The 23,129-nt window shown below is 42.9% G+C and carries 17 protein-coding genes and 3 pseudogenes; 9 read left to right on the top strand and 11 right to left on the bottom strand.

The genetic code is table 11. The features are described from left to right. Positions 1-181: 181 nt before the first annotated feature. Positions 182-577 (top strand): hypothetical protein, encoded by a 396-nt coding sequence (locus CXF80_RS10170; RefSeq protein WP_101032764.1) that lies wholly within the window; start codon positions 182-184, stop codon positions 575-577. A gap of 35 nt (positions 578-612) precedes the next feature. Here CXF80_RS10170 and CXF80_RS10165 read toward each other — a convergent pair whose 3' ends face one another. From CXF80_RS10165 to CXF80_RS10130, 9 genes and pseudogenes are all read right to left on the bottom strand, one after another. Continuing rightward, entirely contained in the window at positions 613-846 is a 234-nt protein-coding gene (locus CXF80_RS10165) for a transposase (protein WP_198554752.1), read from the bottom strand. An 86-nt stretch (positions 847-932) separates the two neighbouring features. Then, positions 933-2,115, bottom strand: a pseudogene (locus tag CXF80_RS10160) (IS4 family transposase). Positions 2,116-2,406: 291 nt separating this feature from the next. Continuing rightward, positions 2,407-2,817, bottom strand: a pseudogene (locus tag CXF80_RS20775) (transposase); the annotation flags it as partial. A gap of 345 nt (positions 2,818-3,162) precedes the next feature. Beyond that, a complete protein-coding gene (locus tag CXF80_RS20770; protein ID WP_443019027.1) occupies positions 3,163-3,327 on the bottom strand; it encodes a hypothetical protein in 165 nt (54 codons plus the stop codon). 454 nt (positions 3,328-3,781) lie between these two features. Beyond that, positions 3,782-5,584, bottom strand: coding sequence for an ATP-binding protein (locus tag CXF80_RS10150; protein ID WP_101032763.1), 1,803 nt, complete (start codon positions 5,582-5,584; stop codon positions 3,782-3,784). Beyond that, positions 5,585-6,772: a hypothetical protein gene (locus CXF80_RS10145; protein ID WP_101032762.1), complete on the bottom strand. Its 1,188-nt coding sequence runs from the start codon at positions 6,770-6,772 to the stop codon at positions 5,585-5,587. 15 nt (positions 6,773-6,787) lie between these two features. Continuing rightward, entirely contained in the window at positions 6,788-7,111 is a 324-nt protein-coding gene (locus tag CXF80_RS10140) for a hypothetical protein (RefSeq protein WP_101032761.1), read from the bottom strand. Positions 7,112-7,153: 42 nt separating this feature from the next. After that, positions 7,154-8,056 (bottom strand): nuclease-related domain-containing protein, encoded by a 903-nt coding sequence (locus tag CXF80_RS10135; protein WP_101032760.1) that lies wholly within the window; start codon positions 8,054-8,056, stop codon positions 7,154-7,156. 332 nt (positions 8,057-8,388) lie between these two features. Next, positions 8,389-8,906 (bottom strand): annotated as a pseudogene (locus CXF80_RS10130) (transposase); the annotation flags it as partial. 520 nt (positions 8,907-9,426) lie between these two features. On the opposite strand from CXF80_RS10130, the gene CXF80_RS10125 reads away from it, so the two are divergent. The 6 genes from CXF80_RS10125 (at position 9,427) to CXF80_RS10100 (ending at position 16,800) form a co-directional block, all read left to right on the top strand. Continuing rightward, entirely contained in the window at positions 9,427-10,380 is a 954-nt protein-coding gene (locus CXF80_RS10125; RefSeq protein WP_101032759.1) for a DmsE family decaheme c-type cytochrome, read from the top strand. 15 nt (positions 10,381-10,395) lie between these two features. Continuing rightward, on the top strand, positions 10,396-12,402 hold the full coding sequence (locus CXF80_RS10120; protein WP_101032758.1) for an MtrB/PioB family decaheme-associated outer membrane protein: 2,007 nt from the start codon (positions 10,396-10,398) through the stop codon (positions 12,400-12,402). 40 nt (positions 12,403-12,442) lie between these two features. After that, positions 12,443-14,872, top strand: coding sequence for a DMSO/selenate family reductase complex A subunit (locus tag CXF80_RS10115; protein WP_101032757.1), 2,430 nt, complete (start codon positions 12,443-12,445; stop codon positions 14,870-14,872). A 12-nt stretch (positions 14,873-14,884) separates the two neighbouring features. Continuing rightward, entirely contained in the window at positions 14,885-15,520 is a 636-nt protein-coding gene (locus CXF80_RS10110; RefSeq protein WP_101032756.1) for a DMSO/selenate family reductase complex B subunit, read from the top strand. 127 nt (positions 15,521-15,647) lie between these two features. Beyond that, positions 15,648-16,307, top strand: a complete 660-nt coding sequence (locus CXF80_RS10105; protein ID WP_101032755.1) for a TorD/DmsD family molecular chaperone — start codon at positions 15,648-15,650, stop codon at positions 16,305-16,307. A gap of 46 nt (positions 16,308-16,353) precedes the next feature. Further along, the gene (locus CXF80_RS10100) at positions 16,354-16,800 is read left to right on the top strand and encodes a hypothetical protein (RefSeq protein WP_101032754.1); all 447 of its coding nucleotides are present in this window, start codon (positions 16,354-16,356) and stop codon (positions 16,798-16,800) included. 150 nt (positions 16,801-16,950) lie between these two features. Here CXF80_RS10100 and CXF80_RS10095 read toward each other — a convergent pair whose 3' ends face one another. Further along, complete coding sequence (locus tag CXF80_RS10095) at positions 16,951-18,144, bottom strand: serine hydrolase domain-containing protein (protein ID WP_232772077.1); 1,194 nt, start codon at positions 18,142-18,144, stop codon at positions 16,951-16,953. 574 nt (positions 18,145-18,718) lie between these two features. Here CXF80_RS10095 and CXF80_RS10090 point away from each other — a divergent pair. Next, complete coding sequence (locus CXF80_RS10090; protein ID WP_101032753.1) at positions 18,719-19,468, top strand: putative porin; 750 nt, start codon at positions 18,719-18,721, stop codon at positions 19,466-19,468. Positions 19,469-19,908: 440 nt separating this feature from the next. Here the strand turns inward: CXF80_RS10090 and katG are convergent, their stop codons facing one another. After that, positions 19,909-22,170: a catalase/peroxidase HPI gene (gene katG / locus CXF80_RS10085; RefSeq protein WP_101032752.1), complete on the bottom strand. Its 2,262-nt coding sequence runs from the start codon at positions 22,168-22,170 to the stop codon at positions 19,909-19,911. A 665-nt stretch (positions 22,171-22,835) separates the two neighbouring features. On the opposite strand from katG, the gene CXF80_RS10080 reads away from it, so the two are divergent. Next, entirely contained in the window at positions 22,836-23,084 is a 249-nt protein-coding gene (locus CXF80_RS10080) for a DUF3297 family protein (RefSeq protein WP_101032751.1), read from the top strand. Positions 23,085-23,129 lie beyond the last annotated feature (45 nt).

Here is a 23,129-nt window from a genome sequence, read left to right as displayed (position 1 = left end):
AATAGATTTATGCTTAGTAAACTCAGAAGGGTGAAAAGCAAGGCTGGCAGCCTTTCTATTTGATACAACTCATAGATTGTATTGTGATATTCAATTGGGGCTTTCTTCTTAAGGAGTAGCCGGTTCGCATACAGAAGGCCATTATCTGGCATGCGGCATCAATTAAATATTGGATGCTGCTATGCCTGTCAAAAATATTCAAAGAACTGCACCTGCAAATAGACACTATAGAAATACCTCTTTCGAAACCTTAGCTGTTAGTTGGTTTACGTATGATGGTTGGGAAGTTTTTACTCCCGTTATTGACCATGATATGAAGACTGACTTACTTATCAGTGATGGATTTAATTATTACCGCATTCAAATTAAGACAGTTGAAACAAACAATGAGGATTTTCAAGTAGAAAATAAATGGGGCAATGCTGAAATTGACTTCGTAATTTACTTTTCTAAGAGTGCTAACTGGGGGTATATAATGAAACCCTTTAGGCAGAGAAAAATGGCGTTAAGTGCGGAAGGACATATTAGATTTCACCAACATGCTAAGCCTTTTATCAAGGCATTTAATGAGATTTAAATAGTAGCAATTTCACTTTATTGTTAACCAAATGATTACATCATTTGGTTAACAGGTTCAGTTTTTTGAGGTGTACAAAGCAAATGAACATGATTCGTCATAAATACCCACGCGTGAATATCGACATGAAATTTACGTGAGTATTCTTTTAGCCAGCCTGCATAGGCTCTGAAATCTTGTTCAGACGTGAAGCAAACATGGCGATTATTACCTCGCTGAATAACGTGTTGAGGAATACCTATGGGGCAGACTCTAGGTTTTCTAGGCATGTGCAAGATCCATTTGCAAAGTGACTTGAGTTAAAGAGTATAGCTGACAATTTTAAGTTTACTCTGACCTGAGGATCCCCACGAATTTAATAGCATGCTTGTGGATCCTTGATTAAATCTTGTAGCGTCTTGATCCCTGTTTGCCAGTGAGACTTCAGCAGCCTCAAAGACTTATCTTTGTAGGCTCTTAATCCTATAAATTGGTTTGATAAAACATTACGATGTTTGATCGAATTTGCTTGGTATTGCCTATGCTTATCAGCCGCTTTGACTGCCAATCCTAGCAGGTACAATATAAATTGAGATAGACAGGCGATGAGTAGCAATACGCTTAGTTTATGCATAATCCTTGAGCCACTCTCATTCATTTTCAAACCCGTTTTGACATCCCTAAAGCTCTCTTCTATCTGCATCCTTGTCGCATAAATTTTAACGACCCTTTTAGCGGTAGCACTTGAATTACATAGTGATGTCGCTAGTAGCCAAGGCTCTTTTCTCGTTCTGCACTTGCACGAGACTGTTTACTCCGTCTAGCTTTGTCACCTGTGGCCACTTTATCTTTTCGACCTTTGCGTTGCGCTTAAAATAACTAAGCGTGATTTAAAAGACTTTCTCACCTAACAAGTAAACGCCGAGACTTTTGGCCCTAGCACTTGCTTGAACATAGAGTTGCTTAACGGGATACCAGTCATCCACAAGGCATTTTTGCAGTGTGTTCGGTTTCTAAATCGACCTACGTAATCCCAGTTAAGCGACAATATTTGCTTAAAACCAAGGATCGAAAACCTGCGTCAGTAACGATAATAGGCTTGCAGTCATTGGGTAGCATAGCCTTAAGTTGAGTCAGGAAGAGTAAATGGGTTTTAGGCTTCTCTTTTTGTTTAGTGGATGTATTTCTTCATAAAGTGTCAGTGAACGTCCTCGAGCGGCAAGAGATGCTCGAATGAGAAAATGCTGCTTTCGGTCATCAAGATCTGACCAGTCGATATGAATGATTGGCTGCTTCATTTTACCCACTAACAAATGTGTCATTCGAGTATAGACACACTCGATTTCACGATGAATATTAGCATTACTACAAAGCCTATCTACACGCTTAATCTTATGTTTTCCTTCGCTTTATTCGTTATGTTACGGCCGAGTCCGTGATAGAAAGTGGACCACCATTCATTGAGCTTTCAATGGCAGCAAACAAACTATACGAAGTGTTTTGTGCATTAATGGGGTGACAAGTGAGAGGCATTTTGATAAAACATGTTTAGCATTCATGGTATTTACTCGTGGTAATATTTGTTTGGCGATAAATTTGATCACCAAATGCCATGAATGTTCCTTTCTTTTACTTATCTCTTTATTTATTCAGTTCTTTTGTGGGATTCGTCAGACTCTGACCCCACTTATCACTTATTATTCATGGCATTTACTTGTGGTAATATTTGTTTGGCGATAAATTTGATCACCAAATGCCATGAATGTTCCTATCTTAATTTAAATATCTATCTTTTTGTTTGTTATTTCGTGGGATTCGTCAGACTCTGACCCTGAGGGATCCCCACGAATTTAATAGCATGCTTGTGGATCCTTGATTAAATCTTGTAGCGTCTTGATCCCTGTTTGCCAGTGAGACTTCAGCAGCCTCAAAGACTTATCTTTGTAGGCTCTTAATCCTATAAATTGGTTTGATAAAACATTACGATGTTTGATCGAATTTGCTTGGTATTGCCTATGCTTATCAGCCGCTTTGACTGCCAATCCTAGCAGGTACAATATAAATTGAGATAGACAGGCGATGAGTAGCAATACGCTTAGTTTATGCATAATCCTTGAGCCACTCTCATTCATTTTCAAACCCGTTTTGACATCCCTAAAGCTCTCTTCTATCTGCATCCTTGTCGCATAAATTTTAACGACCCTTTTAGCGGTAGCACTTGAATTACATAGTGATGTCGCTAGTAGCCAAGGCTCTTTTCTCGTTCTGCACTTGCACGAGACTGTTTACTCCGTCTAGCTTTGTCACCTGTGGCCACTTTATCTTTTCGACCTTTGCGTTGCGCTTAAAATAACTAAGCGTGATTTAAAGACACTTTCTCACCTAACAAGTAAACGCCGAGACTTTGGCCCTAGCTTGCTTGAACATAGAGTTGCTTAACGGGATACCAGTCATCCACAAGGCATTTTTGCAGTGTGTTCGGTTTCTAAATCGACCTACGTAATCCCAGTTAAGCGACAATATTTGCTTAAACCAAGGGATCCGAAAACCTGCGTCAGTAACGATAATAGGCTTGCAGTCATTGGGTAGCATAGCCTTAAGTTGAGTCAGGAAGAGTAAAATGGGTTTAGGCTTCTCTTTTTGTTTAGTGGATGTATTTCTTCATAAAGTGTCAGTGAACGTCCTCGAGCGGCAAGAGATGCTCGAATGAGAAAATGCTGCTTTCGGTCATCAAGATCTGACCAGTCGATATGAATGATTGGCTGCTTCATTTTACCCACTAACAAATGTGTCATTCGAGTATAGACACACTCGATTTCACGATGAATATTAGCATTACTACAAAGCCTATCTACACGCTTAATCTTATGTTTTCCTTCGCTTTATTCGTTATGTTACGGCCGAGTCCGTGATAGAAAGTGGACCACCATTCATTGAGCTTTCAATGGCAGCAAACAAACTAGTACGAAGTGTTTTGTGCATTAATGGGGTGACAAGTGGAGGCATTTTGATAAAACATGTTTAGCATTCATGGTATTTACTCGTGGTAATATTTGTTTGGCGATAAATTTGATCACCAAATGCCATGAATGTTCCTTTCTTTTACTTATCTCTTTATTTATTCAGTTCTTTTGTGGGATTCGTCAGACTCTGACCCCATTTATTAACCCCATTTATTAACCCCATTTATTACAAGCTCACCCTTCATCAATTCTCTTGTCTTTACTATTTATCTTCAATATTCCATAACTCAATCAGATCTACATCATCACTTGCAGGACGGCTGTCTTTGCTTTCGATATAATCGACTTGCATTACAATGGGTAAATCGAAAGCGGTGCCAGTTACAACACATGCACCTTTGGATAAATTTGGTATTAAGCTTTTTGACATTCGATCTAATGTACTAATTGTGTTGTCGATTAGGAAAAGGTCTTTATCATTCACAAGCCTATGGATAAAGAAATTGTGAAGTTGGGACATTATCGTTGGTGAAATATCAGCAGGCCTCTGACTCGATAATGTCAGGAACATACCAAACTTACGTCCCTCTTTGATAATCTCTTCGAACATCTCTAACCTATAATCTTTCCAGTTTTCATGTTCACGGTTAGACTGTTGCGATAAAATGTTGTGAGCTTCATCAATAATAAAGTGCAGCGTATTTTTAGGGGTCGTATCCACACTATCCTTGTGCTCTTGATAGAACATCTTTGCCAGTAACAAAGGCACAATTTTCTTTGTTGATTGATTACATCTTCTCAAAGCAACTACATTCAGTAGCTTGAATTCATCTTTTACGTCGTCTTTAACACTGAATACCTTTCGGAGGTCACTGACTGCGCTTTCTACTCTCTTTAAAAGAGGTTGAATATGTTCAAATTGAATATTTCCGTATAAAAGATCTCTCAATAACTGGATATTAATTCGAACAATAATCTCATCAAAAGCATCAAGCAATTTTGTATCTACTTCATTCAAGATCGGTCTTAGCTTGTCATCGAAAGTTGCTTGAGAACCATAGAACTCCATATTTCCAGGAGCTACCGAATATGCAAATTTTGCTTTATTAACATCTCTATCAAACCATATGAATTTACTCATTTTCTTTATCAACGGTTCGTGTTCGAGGTGCTCTGCTATAACCTTGAGATGGATTAAAGTATCTTTATTTTGCGTCGGGGTCCCCAAACAAAGGTAGAAAGTACCAATGACAAGGTCTTTTAAGCTATCAGCTTCCTTTCGGTGTTTCTCTCTTTTTTTAATAATACGATTAAGAAATGGAGTTTGCGTGTTAGCCGTCGCTTGAAATAACAATGCCATAATTTCAGCATTCCAAATTTGAGAACTTGCCAATGGCAATTTGTCTCCAACTTTTTTACCAGTACTTAGGTTAAATAGTTTTTTATTTTCTGGATTTTTAATTAGTTGATTGCCAGTATATTCACCATTGAAATCAATCAAGAGAAACTGGCTTTTACCTTTCAATTTTTCTTCAAAATTGGAAAACAATTCAGAATAGAGTCGAGTCAAAGTATTGGATTTTCCGCTACCAGTGTTACCGAAAATACCTATATGACTATTGAAGATTTTGTGCCAAGGTAGTGATACTACCAAATCTTCTTTTAACATTTTACCAATATTAAACGAGCCATCGGTCCCTTGGCTAAACAGACTAATTACTTGGTTCTCATTGAGCAGATAAGCTTTATCTTTGAGCATCGGCATTAGTTTGATGCCATCTTTAAACTTACTCTGCTCAAAGTATCCTATGGGCTTAGCTTCTACCTTTCGGATATATTGAATTTTGTTATCTTCTAATTCAAATCGCTTCTCATCTAGATATTCACCTTCAACGATGCAGACAATGAGGCAAAAACCACGTTGAATTCCAATATATTCACGTATTGAAACTCCCTTATATTTCTTGCCATCGTAGAACATAGTTTCGAGGCTTGATTCATCATAGATACGAAGAGTGACTTGGGTACCGCGAACCGCAATGACTTCACCAATATTAATGCTCATTTATTCGTCAACCCTAAGTAAGTCAGCATTGAAGACTTCTTTATTGAACTTAGTAAAGTCTAGTTTTTTATCTCCGAACTCTATAAACGTGACGTTTCTGTAACCATTAAAATAGCCTTGCATTGTTTTATGTTCTTTTTCGTTAAAACAACAAACGAATACTTGCAGCTTAGGATTCGATAGCGAACGTTTGATCAAGTTACGTATGTGCTCGTCGGCGAATGAAAAAGCAAAACTAATTAAAACTGAATTTGGTTCTTCCAAGCGATAACTAAGTAAGCGAAGCATTTGGTAATAATGCTCTTCAAATACAGTTTCATGAAACTTCCATTTGGTCGGATTTACAATAGGGAGTTTATTATAAGAGTCCCAAAATTGGTCTATGACCTCATTAGAAAGCTCCACTTCAAGAGCAAGTACATCTATCGTAGTTTTGCCTTTATCGTTCAAAATCTTACCTAACTCTTTGAGCTTTTCGTAAGTATTTTCTGGTATCAATACGGCAGTACCAGTGCTCTTATAATCGACTTTGATATTATCCCCAGATTTACGCCAATAAGCTGAGCCATGAAGATTGATGTAGTTTATTTGTGGAATGTCAGATGAGTTTCGTCCGAAAACACCTGATTTACAAACATAATTACTGAAGTTACGTGCAGAAAGAGTCCTATCAAGGAAGCCACTTGCACCGTCATTGATGCAGAATTCAAGATTCCCTTTTTTAATCAAATTATCAACAACTAATGGTATACAGCCATCGTAATTGGTTGTGAAAAGGTTACAGCGTCTTTGAAATTCACTTTTTTGCTGTAGTAACCTTACAATAGAATCAATGAATATTTCATAATTTACGGTAGCTTCTATTCTGAGTTCATCTTCTTTGCAGATTTTGCAGTTATCAACTTTACAATTTTTATGTGTTTTGATGACATCACTAAGCTGAAATTTACAAACCGGCTCGATAATATTTTGGAAGTAGTACATGAACAGTAAAGTGTGATGATGTTTATATTGTTCTCCAAGTTGAGCTAACTTGGTAGCGAGTGTTTCAATGGTTTCTTCTTTCTCTGGATTATCGGAGTCTTTAACGGCTAACCATAGAGTAGAAAATAGGCCACTAGATGCTCCTGCACCAATAAGGAAGTTTAGTTTTTGTTGATAGATTTCGTTTAAAGGTATGCGTGCCATACTCAGCGGTTTCCTCTAGAAATTTAAATCGGAAGAAGCGTTTGTGTCTTCTAGTTTATTAAGTTCATCTAATAAATCAAACCCCCACCATTTCATTCGACTACCTATATATGCAGTCCCAGTCATTAAAATAAATACAGCTAATAAAATCCAAAAATTCGCGAATAAATGATTCATTAACCATATGAAATCTATAACTTTACCTTCCATTATCTGTTTGCTTAGAAAAATTAAAGGCGCAACTAGAGTAGATAGAATGATTGAGTTGTGTATATTTTCACCAACTTTTATTAATGATTCTGCGTGACGAGCTTTAGCTGCGTTTGATCTCTGTTTCATTGATTAATACCAAAATTTATAAAATATTAATTTTCAAATTCATCACTTCCCAACCTCACTCTTACTCAAACATCTCTGTGCGACTTGATACACAATCGCATCGACTTGTTGTTGGCTGAGTGCTTGGGTTCGGACTGCTGGTATGGTTTTGACCAGTTGTTTGTGATTTAAGATGGGAAAGGGTGGTCGAGTTTGGCTGGTGACGAACCAGCCGGGGAATACCAGTACTGGGCTGGAAAAGATTTGTTCTCCAGTGGCTTTAGTTAGCCACTGGCTGACCCACTTGGCTTGACGAATGGCTTGTTCGATTGGCTTGGTTTCAGTCCACGATGGGAAGCATAAGCGGCCGTCTTTATAAAAGAGTTGGTAGTCTTTACCTTGGGTCGCGCTAGTCGATTTGCTGTCGCGTTTACGCTTGTGGCGGCCTTTGGTTTCGATGGCGAATACACCATTTTTACCTATTGCTAAGTGGTCGATGTTAAAGCCGTCGGCTTGTATGTCGTGAAACACTTGATAGCCCAAAGCTTGTAGGCCGATGAGCTCATTGGCAGTGGCAATTTCTGCGGTGTGGCCTAGGCGTAATTTAGTGAGTTTGGAAAATGTTTTCCATGTTTTACGTCCGCAATAAATCAGCCCAACAACGGCAATTATGGCGAAAAGGTATGGGAATGAATTTTCGGTAATATGTTTTTGAATACTCTCGGTGGCAAACGGAAAGCTCACTACAACCACGGCCATGGTTAAGCCACCCAGTAGATCAAACTGTAAGTCTTGAATTTGTTGCTGTAAGCCATATGCGGGAATACGCAGAAGTTGTTCGCGATCGACAGGCAGTTTTACCGTGTAGTCACGGTATTTAAGCATTAGGTGCATAATCAACACCATCAAAAACATGCCCGAAAGCAATATGCCGATGGCGAATACATTGGTAAACAAGCTTGTCATTTTCATCCTTGAGCGTGATGTCAGCTATATGTTCGCTTCATCACAGGTCAATCCAAGTAAATAGGATCTAAGTAATCTGTCTGTTTTTTTGAAATGCGTTAAACAAGGTCTAAGGGGGGAGGGCTTTCAAGCTGTGAGCAAGTGCTGTGGGTCAACATTTACGTTTTCTTCCCTGACTTTGAGTCTGTTTACTACGTTGTCTTTACTGACTGTCGCCATTCCATGTGTTGTTCACACAGTAACCGATTTTACTTGCGGCTATCAATCACTATTTGTTTATCTTTCAAATAAGTAAAATAAGTGGGATCAGAGTCTTAGGGATCCCCACGAATTTAATAGCATGCCTGTGGATCCTTGATTAAATCTTGTCGCGTCTTGATCCCTGTTAGCCAGTGAGACTGCAACTGCTTCAACTGCCTATCTTTGTATGATCTTAAGCCAATGAATGGGTTTGAGAGCACGTTACAGTGCTTGGTTTAGTTCGCTTGGTTTAGTTCGCATGATTGAGTCGCTTGGTTTAGTTCGCTTGGATAATGCCTATGTTAACGGCAGCTTTGACGGCTAAAGCTAGCAGCGAAAGCTCAAGTTGAGATTGGCAGGCAACGAGTCGCAATACCTTGAGCCTGTTCGCGTTTCGCTGTCATTCATTTTTAGACCTGCTTAATATCCCTAAAGCTTTCCTCTATTTGCATCCTCGTCGCATAAATTTTAACAACCTTTTAGCGGTATCGCTGGTGCGACATAGTGATGTTGCCAGCAACCAAGGTTCCTTTTCTCGATTTGCACTTGCACTAGACGGTTTACTCCGCCTAGTTTTATCATCTGTTGCAGTTTTATTCTTTTCGTTTTTTCCTTTTTATGAGGCATTTGTCAGTTTGTGAAATCATTTATTTATAATGATTATAAATTTACTTTCGAATTAATTTTAATTAAGTTGTGAATTAATGTGAAAAGATATTTAAAGTTATTAACGAGGTTGTGAATAGTTATTAATGGTTATTGGGTTAATAAAATAGTTATGAATAAAGACGATATGAGTTCATAAGTTATATTATGTTTAAATCATTCTCATTTATATAAAGTGCAAATTTAAAATTATAGTAACTAGTAGAAGTTATTTAAAAATACAATCAAAATCAATGGCTTGTAATTTATATTTGGTAATTTAAATATCAAAAAAATACATCCAACAGACAAGGCTAAATAAAGATCTCGATCCCGAATAAATCATTTATAAATTAAAAATCACAGATCTAACAATACCTCTAAAGTAATAGCTTCGTATTTTAATTAATTCAAACTACAATTTAAATGTAAACTAATTAACACCAACGTTACCAAATCATATAATAATTAACTGTAAGGCCAAGATGATGAACAAATGTATTATCACTACGTTACTTTGTGGGATATTCGCTTTCGCGTGCTTATCTCTCTCAGTTCAGGCGGCCCCCTGGAATCAACTCACTGGTGAACAACTGGAACAGCAACTGACGGAGAAATTTGCTCAAGGTAAATACTCTAACAAAGGTGCCGACTCTTGCCTGATGTGTCATAAGAAAAATGACAAGGTCATGGCGATATTTGATGGCGTGCACGGTAGCCCGAGCCAACAGGGTTCGCCTATGGCGGGTCTGCAATGCGAAGCCTGCCATGGCCCGTTAGGCAAACATAACAAAGGCGGCAAGGAGCCGATGATCGCCTTTGGCAAAGAGAGCAAGCTGTCCGCTCAGAGTCAGAACAGTGTCTGCCTAGGTTGCCATAACGATCCTAAGCAGATGGCATGGCATAGCAGCAGCCACAATTTAGACGAGGTGGCCTGCAGCGATTGTCATAATATCCACACCGACAACGATCCGGTTATGGACCAGCTCACGGTCAATGACACCTGCACCTCTTGTCACACTCAGCAAAAATCAGCCATGAATAAGCGCTCATCTCACCCGATGAAATGGGATCAAATGACCTGTATCGATTGCCATAACCCACATGGCTCTATGAGTGAAAGTGCGCTTAATCACGCCACGGTGAATGACACTTGTTATAGCTGTCATGGCGAAAAACGTGGCCCCGTATTATGGGAGCATGCGCCAGTCACAGAAAATTGTGCCAACTGTCATAACCCCCATGGCAGCGTTAATGAAGCCATGCTCACTCAAAGAGCGCCACAACTGTGTCAGCAATGTCATATGGATGATGGCCATGCAAGCCGTGTTGTACAGCAAAGCGGAAGTGACGCTTTTGGCGGCGGTAAGAGTTGCCTCAATTGCCATAGCCAGATCCATGGCTCCAATCACCCAGCCGGCAGCAAGCTGCAGCGCTAATTAGGAGTAACTCAAATGAGATTCAAATTTAACCTCATCACGTTATCACTTCTCGCTATATCAGGTGCGATAACGGGCTCTGCAATGGCGGCTGACTTTGGCGTGAACAAGGCCAATACCAGTACCGTTAACCAGCAAGTATTTCAGTGTAAGCGTTGCCCTCAAGTTGCAGGTTATAGCGGCATCATCGGGGTCAATGCCGCCTATATTGACAGTGATGACATTCACTCCGGTAATGCGTTCGGTACCGACAATGACGGGGCTAATGGCAGTGTGGATGCCGACTTAAATTATCGAAACAGTGCAGGCTATAAAGCCAAGTTCCAGGCACACCAGTTAGGTCTGGATAACGGCTTCGCTCATCTTGAAGCAGGAAAGTCAGGTCACTATAAACTGGTGGCCGATTATCAACAGCTAACCCGTTATCAGTCAGGCGATGCACGCAGTCAGTTATGGCACCAAGACGGCGTACTGACACCGAGTGAGCATACTCAAATTCAGGAGCTCTCGCTGCAGAGGAACAAAGCTGGCTTAGGTTTGAGCTATGGCCAAGACTTTTATCAGGCTTATGTGCGTTATGAGCACGAGCATAAAACCGGTTACCAGAGCAGTAGCATTGTCACTCCGCGCCCGGTTAATTTCGGTCTGCCAGTCGATGCCAACACAGATAACCTCACTGCGGGCCTGTCACTGTCTGGCGATAGCTGGACGACAGACCTCAATTATTTCGTGAGTCAGTATAAGAACGATATCGACGCCTTAAGTCTCCCTTATCTGTATGACGTTTTTGCACCCGCGCCTGACAATCAGGCTCATCGAATTAGCTTGTCTGGCCAATATCAATTTAACCGCACCGTTATGAGTGGTCGCCTGGCATCGGGCAAGATGACCCAAGATGATAATTTAATTCAAATGTCCGCTAATCCACTGCAAAACTGGGACGGGGAAGTCGATACCTTAGACGGCAAGCTGTCAGTCACTTCGCTGCTAAGCCACAAACTCAGACTCGGCGGCAGTGTCGATTACGCTAAGCGCGACAATAAGGGATCGGTATGGGAATTTGCTCAATATGAAGTGAACGGGATCACGGGGGCATTTACACAAAATGTGCCTTTAGACACCGAGCGCCGCGGCCTCAAGCTTAATGCCAAATACCGCCTAAGCAGTGACTATCGCTTACAAGCTGGCTATGACCGCAAAGAGATGGAGCGCAGTTATGGTGACCGCGAACAGACCAATGATGATGTGCTGTGGGCCAAGCTCAATGTCCGCGCATTGGATAATATCAAGCTTAAGTTCAAGGCTAGTCTGGATAACCGCGGCGGCAGCGAATATCAAACCAGCGAACTGACCTCATCTGAAACTAACCCTTTGCTACGCAAATACTACCTGGCTGATAGAAAGCGCACCGCCTTCGAAGCCAAGTTTAATCACGCCCCAACGTCGTGGCTCAGTGTGGATATGACGGCCCGCTACGCCAAAGATGATTATAACGAGACGCAACTGGGTCTGAGCGGATCTGAAGATTACGGCTATGACATCAACCTTGGGCTGCAGCTTGATGCGCACCTATCAGGGTATGCCTTTGCTGGTCAGCAGTGGATCGAATCCAATCAAGCTGGCAGTCAGCGTTTCTCAACCCCTGATTGGTTCGCCGATATCGAAGATGAGTTTATCAATTTGGGTGCTGGTTTCAACTATAGCGGGCTGCTTGAAGACAGGCTCAGCCTAGGCGGGGACTACCTATTTGCAAACTCCACCAGCAACACGCTGGTCACCTATGACGTTACCACGCCACAGGGGGATTACGATTCTTTCAACCATAGTCTCAAGCTACATGCGAACTACGCATTAAGCGAAGAGATGGCGTTAAAGCTGGCTTACCAGTATGAGCGCTATTACGACACCGATAACGCGCAAATTGATGTCAATACAGTTCCAGGACTGACCACCTTAGGTAACCTGAACCATAACTATAACGCGCACCAAGTGATGTTGTCGTTTAGCTACCAGCTGCGCTAATGCAAACAGTGCTAATCATAACTGCAATGAGGAAAAGATAATGGAACGCAGAAGTTTCTTAAAAATGAGTGCCGCACTCAGTTGCGTAGCAACGGTTTCAGGCTGTAACTCAAGCTCTAAAGATGTTGAAGTAGTACCGCCTACGGCACCTGTTGCCGCTGAAAAGCTTAACTGGTCGGCTTGTCTGGTTAACTGTGGATCTAACTGTCCGGTACAGGTTTTTTCTACCGATGGGGTGATCACCCGGGTTGAGTCTCAATTTACCACCACAGATAAATTCGGCGACCACGATGTGCGCGCCTGTCCACGGGGCCGCTCCTTGCGTAAACGTGTCTATGCACCGGATCGCCTGAAATACCCGATGAAGCGTGTTGGTCCTCGTGGCAGCGGACAATTTGAGCGGATCAGCTGGGATGAAGCCCTTGATCTTGTCGCCGAAAAATTGCAAGACACCATATACCAGTACGGTAATGAATCGATTCACTTCACCTATAACTCGGGTGCGCGTTATCACTTTTCGGGTAAGCAGTGTCTCTACCGTCTGATGAACCTTAAGGGCGGTTATCTCAACGCCTATGGCGATTATAGCTGGTCACAAATTTATGAAGCAGCCGGACAAACATACGGCTCAGCCGGTCCTGGCTGGCAGGGAAGCAGTGTGTCTGAGATGCAAAACTCAGACTTAGTGCTGATGGTTGGCTACAACCCATCCGAGATCCGCATGAGTGGTTCGGGCGAAGCCTATGACTTCTTGGTACAAAAGCAGAAGCATAACTTTAAGACTATCTTGATCGATCCCCGTTATACCGACTCTGCCGTAGGTAAAGAAGATCAATGGCTCGCTATCCGTCCAGGTACCGACGCGGCGCTGTTCGAAGCTTTGGCTTATGAGTGGATCACCACTAACACAGTCAATCAGGCCTTCTTGGATAAATATTGTGTCGGTTATGACGAGAAAACTATGCCTGCAGGCATTGGCTATGAAGAGAGCTATAAGGCGTATATTCTCGATAACACCACGGTTGGCGACTCAATTCCGGGCGTTAATGCTAAAACGCCAGAGTGGGCTGCCGCTATCACAGGTATCGAAGCCCACCTTATTGTCGAATTGGCCCGTGAACTGGCTGCGGCTCGTGCCCCTTTTATCCAGATTGCCGCCTCGCTAAACCGCCAGGCTGCCGGTGAAAACAACACCCGTGCAGGTTACATGTTGCCTATCTTGTTAGGTCAACTGGGTCTGCCGGGTACTAACTGTGGCGGTCTGTGTAAGGGCTCTTCTCTACACGCACCGTCAATGCCTACTGGCTCAAACCCAGTGAAGAAAGCCATCTCATTCTTTACCTTCACTCAGGCCATCGAAGACGGTAAAAACATGACCGTCCTGTCCGATGGGGTACAAGGTGTTGATCTTGATGACGAGGGTGACGGTAAGTTGGGCACTGATATTAAGGCGATCATCAATTACGGTGGTAATGCGCTGATTAACCAACACTCTGATGTGCGTAAAACCGAGAAGCTACTTCAAGATGAAGCTAAATGTGAATTTATCTTAGTCGTTGATAACTGGATGACGCCCAGTGCCAAGTTTGCCGATATCCTGCTGCCAGACGTGTCATGGCTTGAATCAGAAGACTTAGTTAACCAAAGTTACGCTGCGGGTGATACCGCCTCCTTGGTACAGATGAGCACAGGCGTCGACCCTATGTTCGAGAGCCGTCCTATCTATGAGGTCTGTGTCGACTTAGCGAGACGTATGGGTGTTGAATCTGAGTTTACCGAAGGTAAGAGCCGCAAAGAATGGCTGGATCAATTCTATGCCGAATCTAAAGCTGCCACCCCAGAATTACCAGAAAAAGAGCAGATGCTCACACAAGGTATCTATCGCAAGTATCTGCCGAACGGCGGTTATATCGTACTGGAAGATTTCCGTACCGATCCCGATGCAAATCCTCTAGGCACACCCTCTGGAAAGATTGAGATCTACTCATCACGCCTGGCAGAGAAAGCCCGTACCTGGAAACTCAAAGAGGGTGACGTAATCTCTGCGCTGCCTAAATATGTGCCCACCTGGGAAGGTTATGAAGATACCGAGACCAAGAAGAAGTATCCATTACAACTTACGGGGTATCACACTAAGGGCCGTGCCCACTCAAGCTTTCACAACGTCCCCTGGCTACGTGAAGCCGTACAGGATGCAGTTTGGATGAATCCACTGGATGCGAGTAAGCGTGGACTCAAAACCGGTGACAAGGTCCATATCTTCAATGATCGCGGCACCATCGAGGTCGAAGTGAAGGTCACACCTCGTATCATGGTCGGCGTAACGGCACTGGGTCAGGGCGCATGGTTCCTACCCGGCGGCGCTGTGGATAAAGGCGGTTGTTTAAACGTGCTGACCACACAACGCACCACACCGGTAACGAAAGGCAATCCTCAGCACACTAACCTGGTTGAAATCCGTAAGGTCTGATAGGAGTTAACAATGAGCAATAATATCCAATACGGCTTTCATGTCGACGCAAGTAAATGTACTGGCTGTAAAACCTGTCAGATATCGTGTAAGGATCGTAAAGATCTTCCCGTTGGCATCAATTGGCGCCGGGTGTATGAATATGGTGGGGGACAATGGGCAGAACATGGTGATGGTACTGTAAGCCAAAACGTATTCGCCTATTACCTGTCTATCGCTTGTAACCACTGCTCTGAACCTGTGTGTGTTAAGGCCTGTCCAACTGGCGCAATGCACAAGCGCCGCGAAGATGGTTTAGTCCATGTGGCGGCGGATCTGTGTATCGGCTGTGAAAGCTGCGCAAGAGCTTGCCCATACGATGCACCGCAGATAGATAAAGATCGTAAGGTGATGACCAAGTGTGATGGTTGTTTTGAGCGCTTGGCCGAAGGTAAACAACCTTCATGTGTCGAGTCTTGCCCTATGCGTGCTATCGATTTTGGCCCCATGGACGAACTGAAGGCTAAGTACCCGGGCGCCATTTCACCGGCTGTTGCCCCGCTGCCACAAAGCAGTGTCACTACGCCCAACTTACTTATCACACCTAACCGTCATTCTCGCCCAAGTGGTGCCACTGATGGAGAAGTGTTGAACTACGCAGAAGTTTAACCCCCTGATTGGTGCCATTCATTTGGAGTGGCACCTTTTTTAGCGTTTTTTTGCTGTTAGTTGCGACACATTTTAGTTGCGACACATTTTAGTTCAAACACATTTTAGTTCCACAAACGAGGTTAGCATGTCATCCCTTACCGAAAATGAACGCCTAGAATATCAAGGCATTGCGCGCATTCTTCACAATGTACTCTTTAACGATCCGACACCTGAGTTAATCCAAGGTTTTATTGAGCATGGTGTCGCTCAAAGCTGGCCACAGTTCAGCGCATCGGCCAAAGAGTCGAGTGGCCGCGAGTTGCTGGCCAATTATCTCGGCCAATGGACTAGTGAAAAACAACAAGCCTTAAAACTGGACTATGCACAACTCTTCTATGGACCGGGCGAGCCCAATGCTGTGCCTTGGGGATCGGTCTACTTGAGCGAGAGGCAACTGCTCAATGACAAGTCGACTATGGCACTAAAAGCCTTCTATCAAGAACAAGGGATCAGCTTCGAGCTCGATAGCAATCAACCCGTTGATCATATCGGTCTGTTTTTCGCGGTATTGGATCAGATGTTTACCCAATGGGATCAAACTGAAGATAACGAACCATTAGAACGAAGCTGCATGATCTTGCTCCAGCAACATTTACTTCCTTGGTCGGGTCGCTGCCTGGAGCTTATGACTGAACATGCTAGAACTGATTTTTATCGCGGCATAGCATTGTTGACTCAAGCTTATTTAGAGGGACTAATCAAAAAATTAAACCTAGTTCCAATAACGGCACGCTTATATCGTTAATAGACAGTATCGTTAATAGAAAAAATTTCATAACGGGTGGGTTGATATGACGTTCATTAAAGCGCTGGGCGCGCAGTGGAATAAAGGTAAATTGTCGCAACAGCTTGAGCAGGTTCTTATGTTGGAGCCTGAGATCCAGTCCCTTTTTATCGGGGCAACTACAGTCACCACAGTCGCTAATCTAATCGCAGCCATCGGCTTTCGCGATTCAGAGACTCAAGCGCTGCCGCTCGGCCATGAGTTTATGCTCACAATACTGTTTGACTGTTTTCGGCTATTGATGATCAAACAAATTGAGCATGACAACCTGAGTCAAGCCGAACATTTGATCATTCAGCTTACAAAAATTTGGGCAACTAAAGACTTGGGCGACAAGCCAGTTAATGAGTCCCGCCTGACTCAATATCGAGCGCTGCAACAACAGATCCTCAAACTTACCGAACAGCTCGATGAGCTCAATCGGCAGAGGCTGCTCCAAAAACGCAATATGTGACATTAGCCACTTCAAATTTAACAGGCTAACAAATAGCTAACTTTTTCATCTTACTGCGCATGGTATTCGGGTTGATATCCAGCAATTGAAAAGTGATCACCCGATAAGTGAGCTATCGATAAGTTGGGGCAGAGTCTGACGGATCCCTCATTACTCCAACGACGCTACAATCTCGCGGAAAAACGCGATGGTTTCTTGTTTTGAATTCAACTCATCAAGAAAGCCCAAATCGGCACTGTTTTTAACTATTACTACATTGTGTTGTTGGTTTACATAAATATATTGTCCGTAAACGCCGACACAAAAAAACTCGCCTTGTTCGGCTTCTGGCGGTAACCAAATTTGATAGCCATAACCTAATTTACCGACTTGAGGTTGTAGGTAATCTGCTTGCGGTGTGGTGGCGACTTTTATCCAAGCTGCCGACACGATTTGCTTGCCATTAAATGCGCCGTTGTTCAGTAATAAGCGGCCGAAGCGGGCGTAGTCGCGGGTGGTGATATTCAAGCCGCCTAATGCGAATTCAGTCCCTTGGGAGTCGGTAAGCCAATAAGCATCGCTTTCCATGCCGATGGTATTCCAAATGTTTTGCTGTAAAAGCTCGATTAATGATTTACCAGAAACGCGTCTGAGTATCATGCCTATAACGTGGGTGTCCATGCTGACATAATGAAATGCTTTGCCTGGGGCTGACTCATTAACCAGTTCACTGGTCATGTGATCTAACGAGCCGCCAATGGCCAGTACACGGCCCATTTTGTTAATGTCAGAATAAAAATCTTGATAGTCTTCGTCCCATTTAACCCCAGATGACATTTGTAATACGTGTTTTACTTTGACCTTGGCATAACCAGAATTGGCAAGCTCTGGCAGATAAAAGTCGACTGTTTTTTCAATATCTATGTTGCCAGCATCCACTTGCATACCGAACAATATCGACACAAATGATTTGGCCATTGACCACGAGATGCGTTTGTCATCACTCTGGGTGCCGAGAAAATATTGCTCGTAGGTTATTTTGTCGTCTTTAAGTACCAGTAATGCGGTTGTGGCTCTGCGTGTGAGAAACGCTTCGGTATTGGTTGAGCTGTTTCGATAGTTAAACGATTCAGGCAAAGGCGCTAAGGCGACGTCGAACACATAAGGCTCGCCTTGTTTAACGATTTTTTTGTTAAAAAAGACATCTTTCATATTGGAAAAATTATTTACCACTAGGGCTTCATCAAATAAGGTTACTACGCTGTATAAGCGATTAACGCTTTGCCAATTAAACGCAACAAGGATGATAAAAATAACAAAAAGGCTTAATAAGCCACCTTTGATGAACTTAAATAAAGTCGACACTGACGTTTCCAGATAGATAAAATGGATGTAATGACAATAACCTATAGTCATCACCAACATAAATCAACTGCTTAACAAACCTGTCGTTGTCGTCTTTGAACGAGTTTGAACGATGCAATCGGTCGCCATTCTACAGCCATAAATCTGCTTAAATAATTTACTCCAGTTGCGTGTAAATGTAAGTGGCAGCGATGTGCTTTTTATTTAAACACAGCTGTTTGAATTGATACGCTATCAAGTCGACTGGTTGCAGCGCCTAAAACCTCTGTTGTGTTATAAATTAACGTTTAGTTGACGATGTTGTTACGTTTTGCTCTATTGCTAAAGTAGGTAGTAGCAGTGTTTAATACATTCTGTATGATGTATTTTATTGAAAAATATCAATAATTTATGGTTTTTTGTTTATTTTAGCGTTTCATTACTTTAGAGTATTCGCCGCTAGGAAAGCGCGTTAGCCCGACGGTAAGGTTAGGCTACATTTGAATTAATGGATAACCCCACTTTTTATGATTTATCCATTCTTTATATCTGCTTGAATCTTCTAGCGTAAAATAATCAAATAAAGGAATGATTGATGAAAAACGTTACTGCATTAGCACTAGTATTAGGTTTTGTGGCTTTACCCGCTATGGCTGCACAAGATGCACCATTTCACCACGAAGCGGGATTAGATTATTCTGCTAATACTGAAGAATTCGGTGATGGTCTATGGGACCTTAACTACCGTTTCTATCTTGACTCTGTATCGCAAGAAAAAGGCCCTTATGCATTAAATGGCTTTTTAGCACAATCTACTAATGTGGGTGCTAGTTACTCAATGATAGATGATGATGACGTTGATATTTTCTCTGTCGATGGCACTTATGTTTTTGATTCAAAGTGGTTTGTGGGCGCTAAAATCGAACGTTTTGATGCTGGCGTTTTCGATACTGACATTTACCAACTTGATCTTGGTTACTACTTCAACGACAGCTCAAAAGTAGCTGCATTCTATGCTGATGGTAGTGATATTGATTCAATCTACGGTCTTGAAGTTCGCAGCTTTATCGATCTAAAAAACACCACTGGTGTTGATTTAGGTGCTAACTGGACTCATACCGATGCTGACGATATCTTCAACGTAAATGCTGACTGGTATGTAACTAAAGCATGGTCTGTTGGTTTAGGTTATGACGATAACGGTTCAGACGACAACTTTACTGCTAAAACAGCTTATTGGTTACGTATGTCAGATTCTTTTTCAGCGACATTTGAGCTAGCAAAAGTACTTGATTCTGACGTAGACGGTTTGTTTGTTGGTGTGGGTGTTGTTGGTCGTTTCTAAGCTAAAAAGCTATTAATAAAAGCTATTAATAAAAGCTGATCAATAAAAGCTTATGGATATCGATCATTTACCCAAAAAAAAGAGCCTTAACTTGGCTCCTTTTTTTTCTGTGTATCCATATTGTGTCTGTAATCTTGTGAAAATAATTCAGTCATAAATAATCGTGTAAAACGACACCGTGTAAATGACAGCATGTACTTTCGCACTGCTCGACATTAGTCGTTTTTATCAGTCAACTCGATGGCTAAAGCTTCTACTTACACACTTGGAATAAGGCGTTATCATTGTCAATCGCGCGATTATCGAAGTGGCGAGGGTTATTTGAGTGTTATAGATTAAAAAAAAGCGAACCGTTTGGTTCGCTTTTTGAATGCTGTCGATCCTAGTTAAGCGGCGTTGCCACGTTTAAGTTTTATTGCGCGTGGTCACTAGGCTTAACTTTAACGGTCTAGGTTCATTACCTTAGTCCAGGCTGAAATAAAGTCGTCGACAAATTTTTGCTTTGATGTATCAAACGCATACACTTCAGCCACTGCACGAAGCTCTGAGTTTGAACCAAAGATTAAATCCACTGACGTGGCGGTCCATTTTTTGCTGCCTGACTGACGATCAAATCCCTCATAAATGCCATCGGTTGACGATTTTTTCCACAGGGTAGACATGTCGAGTAAGTTGACGAAAAAGTCGTTGTTTAACCTGCCGGATGTGCTGGTAAGTACCCCGTGTTTTACCCCTTTATAGTTAGCACCAAGAGCCCGTAATCCACCCACTAGAACGGTCATTTCTGGCACGGTTAGGTTAAGTTGATCTGCTTTATCAACCAACATTTCAGTCGGCGATCTGCCGCTTTGCTCAGCGTTAAAGTAATTTCTAAAACCATCAGATGTTAACTCGAGTAAACTAAATGAATTCACATCAGTCTGAGCTTGAGTGGCATCACCACGACCGGCGTTAAAGGGTATTGATACGCTATAACCTGCATCTTTAGCGGCCTTTTCTATTGCAGCAGCGCCACCGAGAACGATTAAATCTGCAAGCGATACTGTGCTTTTAATTAATAAGCTGTCGTTGTAGTCTGCTTGAATCGCTTTTAGTGTTTTAATCACTTTAGCGGTTTCAGCAGGGTTGTTTATCGGCCAGTCTTTTTGAGGTGCTAGTGCAATACGTGCACCGTTTGCTCCACCGCGCATGTCAGAATGGCGGTAGCTTGCCGCAGAGGCCCAAGCCACACGCACTAGCTCTGAAACCGTTAAATCAGTTGCTAAAATTTGCGCTTTAAGTTCTTGCACGCCATCAGCATCTATATTCGATTGTGTTTTATCATCTATGGGATCTTGCCAAATTAAACGTTCTTTAGGGACTTCTTTGCCTAAGAAATTAGCGGGTGGGCCCATGTCTCGGTGAGTGAGTTTGTACCAGGCTTTAGCGAAAGCTAAACGGTATGCTTCGGGATCCGCTAAGAAACGTTCAGCAATTTTTCGATACTCAGGATCAAATTTTAGCGCTAAGTCCGCGGTTGTCATTACCGGTGGGTTAAATTTGCCTTTAACATGTGCATCGGCTACCGCGGTATGCAGCGACTCATCTGTCGGGATCCATATGATAGCGCCAGCAGGGCTGCGAGTTTGTTGCCACTTGAAGTTAAGTAAATTACTGAGATACAAAGAGGTCCACTTTGTGGGCGCTTGCGACCAAGCACCTTCTAACCCACTGGTGAGCGTGTCTTCAGAGTGTCCTTTACCACAGTTGTTTTTCCAGCCAAGACCTTGCTCTTCGATACCCGCAGCAGCGGGCTCTGCCCCAAGGCAGTCTTTAGGCTTGTGCGCACCGTGCATTTTACCAAAGGTGTGGCCACCGGCAATGAGTGCCAGCGTTTCTTCATCGTTCATTGCCATGCGTTCAAAGGCAACACGAATATTTTTGGCAGAACCCAATGGATCGGGTACACCTTTTGGCCCTTCAGGATTAACGTAAATTAGGCCCATGTGTGTGGCGCCAAGCGGGCGCTGTAACTGGCCATCGCGTTCTTCACGATCGCTGGCCAGCATCTCCACTTCGGGTCCCCAGTACACCATGTCTGGTTCCCAATCATCAGCTCGGCCACCGGCAAAACCATAGGTTTTAAAGCCCATATTTTCCAGTGAAACATTACCCGCTAACACAATCAGATCTGACCAAGAAAGGGCTTCGCCATAGCGTTGTTTGATTGGCCACAGCAAACGGCGCGCTTTGTCTAAATTACCATTATCAGGCCAGCTGTTGAGCGGCTCAAAGCGTTGTTGGCCACCACCGGCACCCCCACGGCCATCGAGGGTACGATAAGTCCCCGCACTGTGCCATGTCATGCGGATAAAAAATGGTCCATAGTTGCCAAAATCAGCAGGCCACCAAGCTTGAGATGTGGTCAGCAGTGAATTTATCTCTTGTTTTACTTTATCAAGATCTAGGCTGTTAAATGCGCTGGCATAATCAAAGTCTTCAGCATATGGGTTAGAGCGTTTATCGTGATCGCGCAGGGCAGAGAGGTTAAGTTGATCTGGCCACCAAAATTGGTTGGTTTTAGCCTGGCCTTGTGGTGTCATCCCCGTTGCAGCCGCCCCCTTGGGTTTTGTCATGTCCGATTGGGCCAAAGCTGAGCCTGAGATGAGCAGCATGCTGATAAACCCTGCTAGTGTTTGTTTATTCAATGTTATTTTTTTCATTGTTAGCGTCCTTAAAGTCAACGTACCTTCGCCACATGCGACGGTTTGTGGTTACTCTAAAACATGAAACCCAATTAACCACTCAAGCTATTTAGATGTCCGCTGGTTGTACTCGAAGATTAAATATCAGGGCTTAAATTACACAGCGAAAATAGAGTATAGGTAAGAATTAAAAAGCTAGCTGCGAATAAAAACGATTGTTCTAATCGAAAAGCTTGATACATATTAGTCATAAAGGAGCGTCATCGAAGCTGATCCAATGCAGATCATCATCGGGCCACTTGGTAGATAAATTGGGTCAGGGTAAGCTTTATGCTATCGGCCTAAACGGCCGGCTCATGCCGTTGGCTGAGCTGTGTTAGTGGATCGGTGTTGGTGTAAGGCGTGGCGATGCAATGACAGGTAAATTGAAGATAAATGGGGCCAGGGTAAACCTATGCTTTCGGCTTAAACGGCCGGATCATCCAGTTGACTGAGCTGTGATGGCGTAAGGCGTGGCGATGCAATGGGGTTGCTATCAATGGGGTCGCGATAGAATGTCTCGCTATTGTGTCGCTATTGTCCAAAGAAGTGGGGCTCGTCACTCACATTTATGACTGCCGCTATTGAGCATCAGGCCAGTATTGCCTACAATGGAGCACGCTTTATTCACTGCAGACCAGACCATGAACGACACTACATCGAAACCAGCTTTACCGGATCGCCTTTCTTCAAATCCACGTAGCCCACATCATGTGGCAGCCATTTTTGAGCACGAGATTGGTATTTTGTTCAACGGCAAAGAGCGTGCTGATGTCGAGGAATATTGTATCAGTGAAGGCTGGCTAAAAGTCGCGGCGCATAAAGCGTTGGACCGTCGTGGGCAACCGCTTATGACAACGGTTAAAGGCAAGGTTGAAGCATTTTATAAGTAGGAGGAGAGTCACATTCTCTTACCGTTAAAAATGAAAGGCTAGCCG

The sequence above is a fragment of the Shewanella sp. Actino-trap-3 genome (assembly GCF_002836275.1).
GTDB classification, from domain to species: Bacteria; Pseudomonadota; Gammaproteobacteria; order Enterobacterales; family Shewanellaceae; genus Shewanella; species Shewanella psychromarinicola.
This window is presented reverse-complemented; position numbering and strand designations above follow the sequence as displayed.

Bases quoted from the DNA above. Each gene is read 5' to 3' on its own strand.
- CXF80_RS10100 (WP_101032754.1), top strand. From the start codon at position 16,354: ATGACGTTCATTAAAGCGCTGGGCGCGCAGTGGAATAAAGGTAAATTG.
- CXF80_RS10090 (WP_101032753.1), top strand. From the start codon at position 18,719: ATGAAAAACGTTACTGCATTAGCACTAGTATTAGGTTTTGTGGCTTTA.
- CXF80_RS10145 (WP_101032762.1), bottom strand. From the start codon at position 6,772: ATGGCACGCATACCTTTAAACGAAATCTATCAACAAAAACTAAACTTC.
- CXF80_RS10165 (WP_198554752.1), bottom strand. From the start codon at position 846: ATGCCTAGAAAACCTAGAGTCTGCCCCATAGGTATTCCTCAACACGTT.
- CXF80_RS10140 (WP_101032761.1), bottom strand. From the start codon at position 7,111: ATGAAACAGAGATCAAACGCAGCTAAAGCTCGTCACGCAGAATCATTA.
- CXF80_RS10125 (WP_101032759.1), top strand. From the start codon at position 9,427: ATGATGAACAAATGTATTATCACTACGTTACTTTGTGGGATATTCGCT.
- CXF80_RS10105 (WP_101032755.1), top strand. From the start codon at position 15,648: ATGTCATCCCTTACCGAAAATGAACGCCTAGAATATCAAGGCATTGCG.
- CXF80_RS10135 (WP_101032760.1), bottom strand. From the start codon at position 8,056: ATGACAAGCTTGTTTACCAATGTATTCGCCATCGGCATATTGCTTTCG.
- CXF80_RS20770 (WP_443019027.1), bottom strand. From the start codon at position 3,327: ATGAAGCAGCCAATCATTCATATCGACTGGTCAGATCTTGATGACCGA.
- CXF80_RS10080 (WP_101032751.1), top strand. From the start codon at position 22,836: ATGAACGACACTACATCGAAACCAGCTTTACCGGATCGCCTTTCTTCA.
- CXF80_RS10120 (WP_101032758.1), top strand. From the start codon at position 10,396: ATGAGATTCAAATTTAACCTCATCACGTTATCACTTCTCGCTATATCA.
- CXF80_RS10170 (WP_101032764.1), top strand. From the start codon at position 182: ATGCCTGTCAAAAATATTCAAAGAACTGCACCTGCAAATAGACACTAT.
- CXF80_RS10115 (WP_101032757.1), top strand. From the start codon at position 12,443: ATGGAACGCAGAAGTTTCTTAAAAATGAGTGCCGCACTCAGTTGCGTA.
- katG (WP_101032752.1), bottom strand. From the start codon at position 22,170: ATGAAAAAAATAACATTGAATAAACAAACACTAGCAGGGTTTATCAGC.
- CXF80_RS10150 (WP_101032763.1), bottom strand. From the start codon at position 5,584: ATGAGCATTAATATTGGTGAAGTCATTGCGGTTCGCGGTACCCAAGTC.
- CXF80_RS10110 (WP_101032756.1), top strand. From the start codon at position 14,885: ATGAGCAATAATATCCAATACGGCTTTCATGTCGACGCAAGTAAATGT.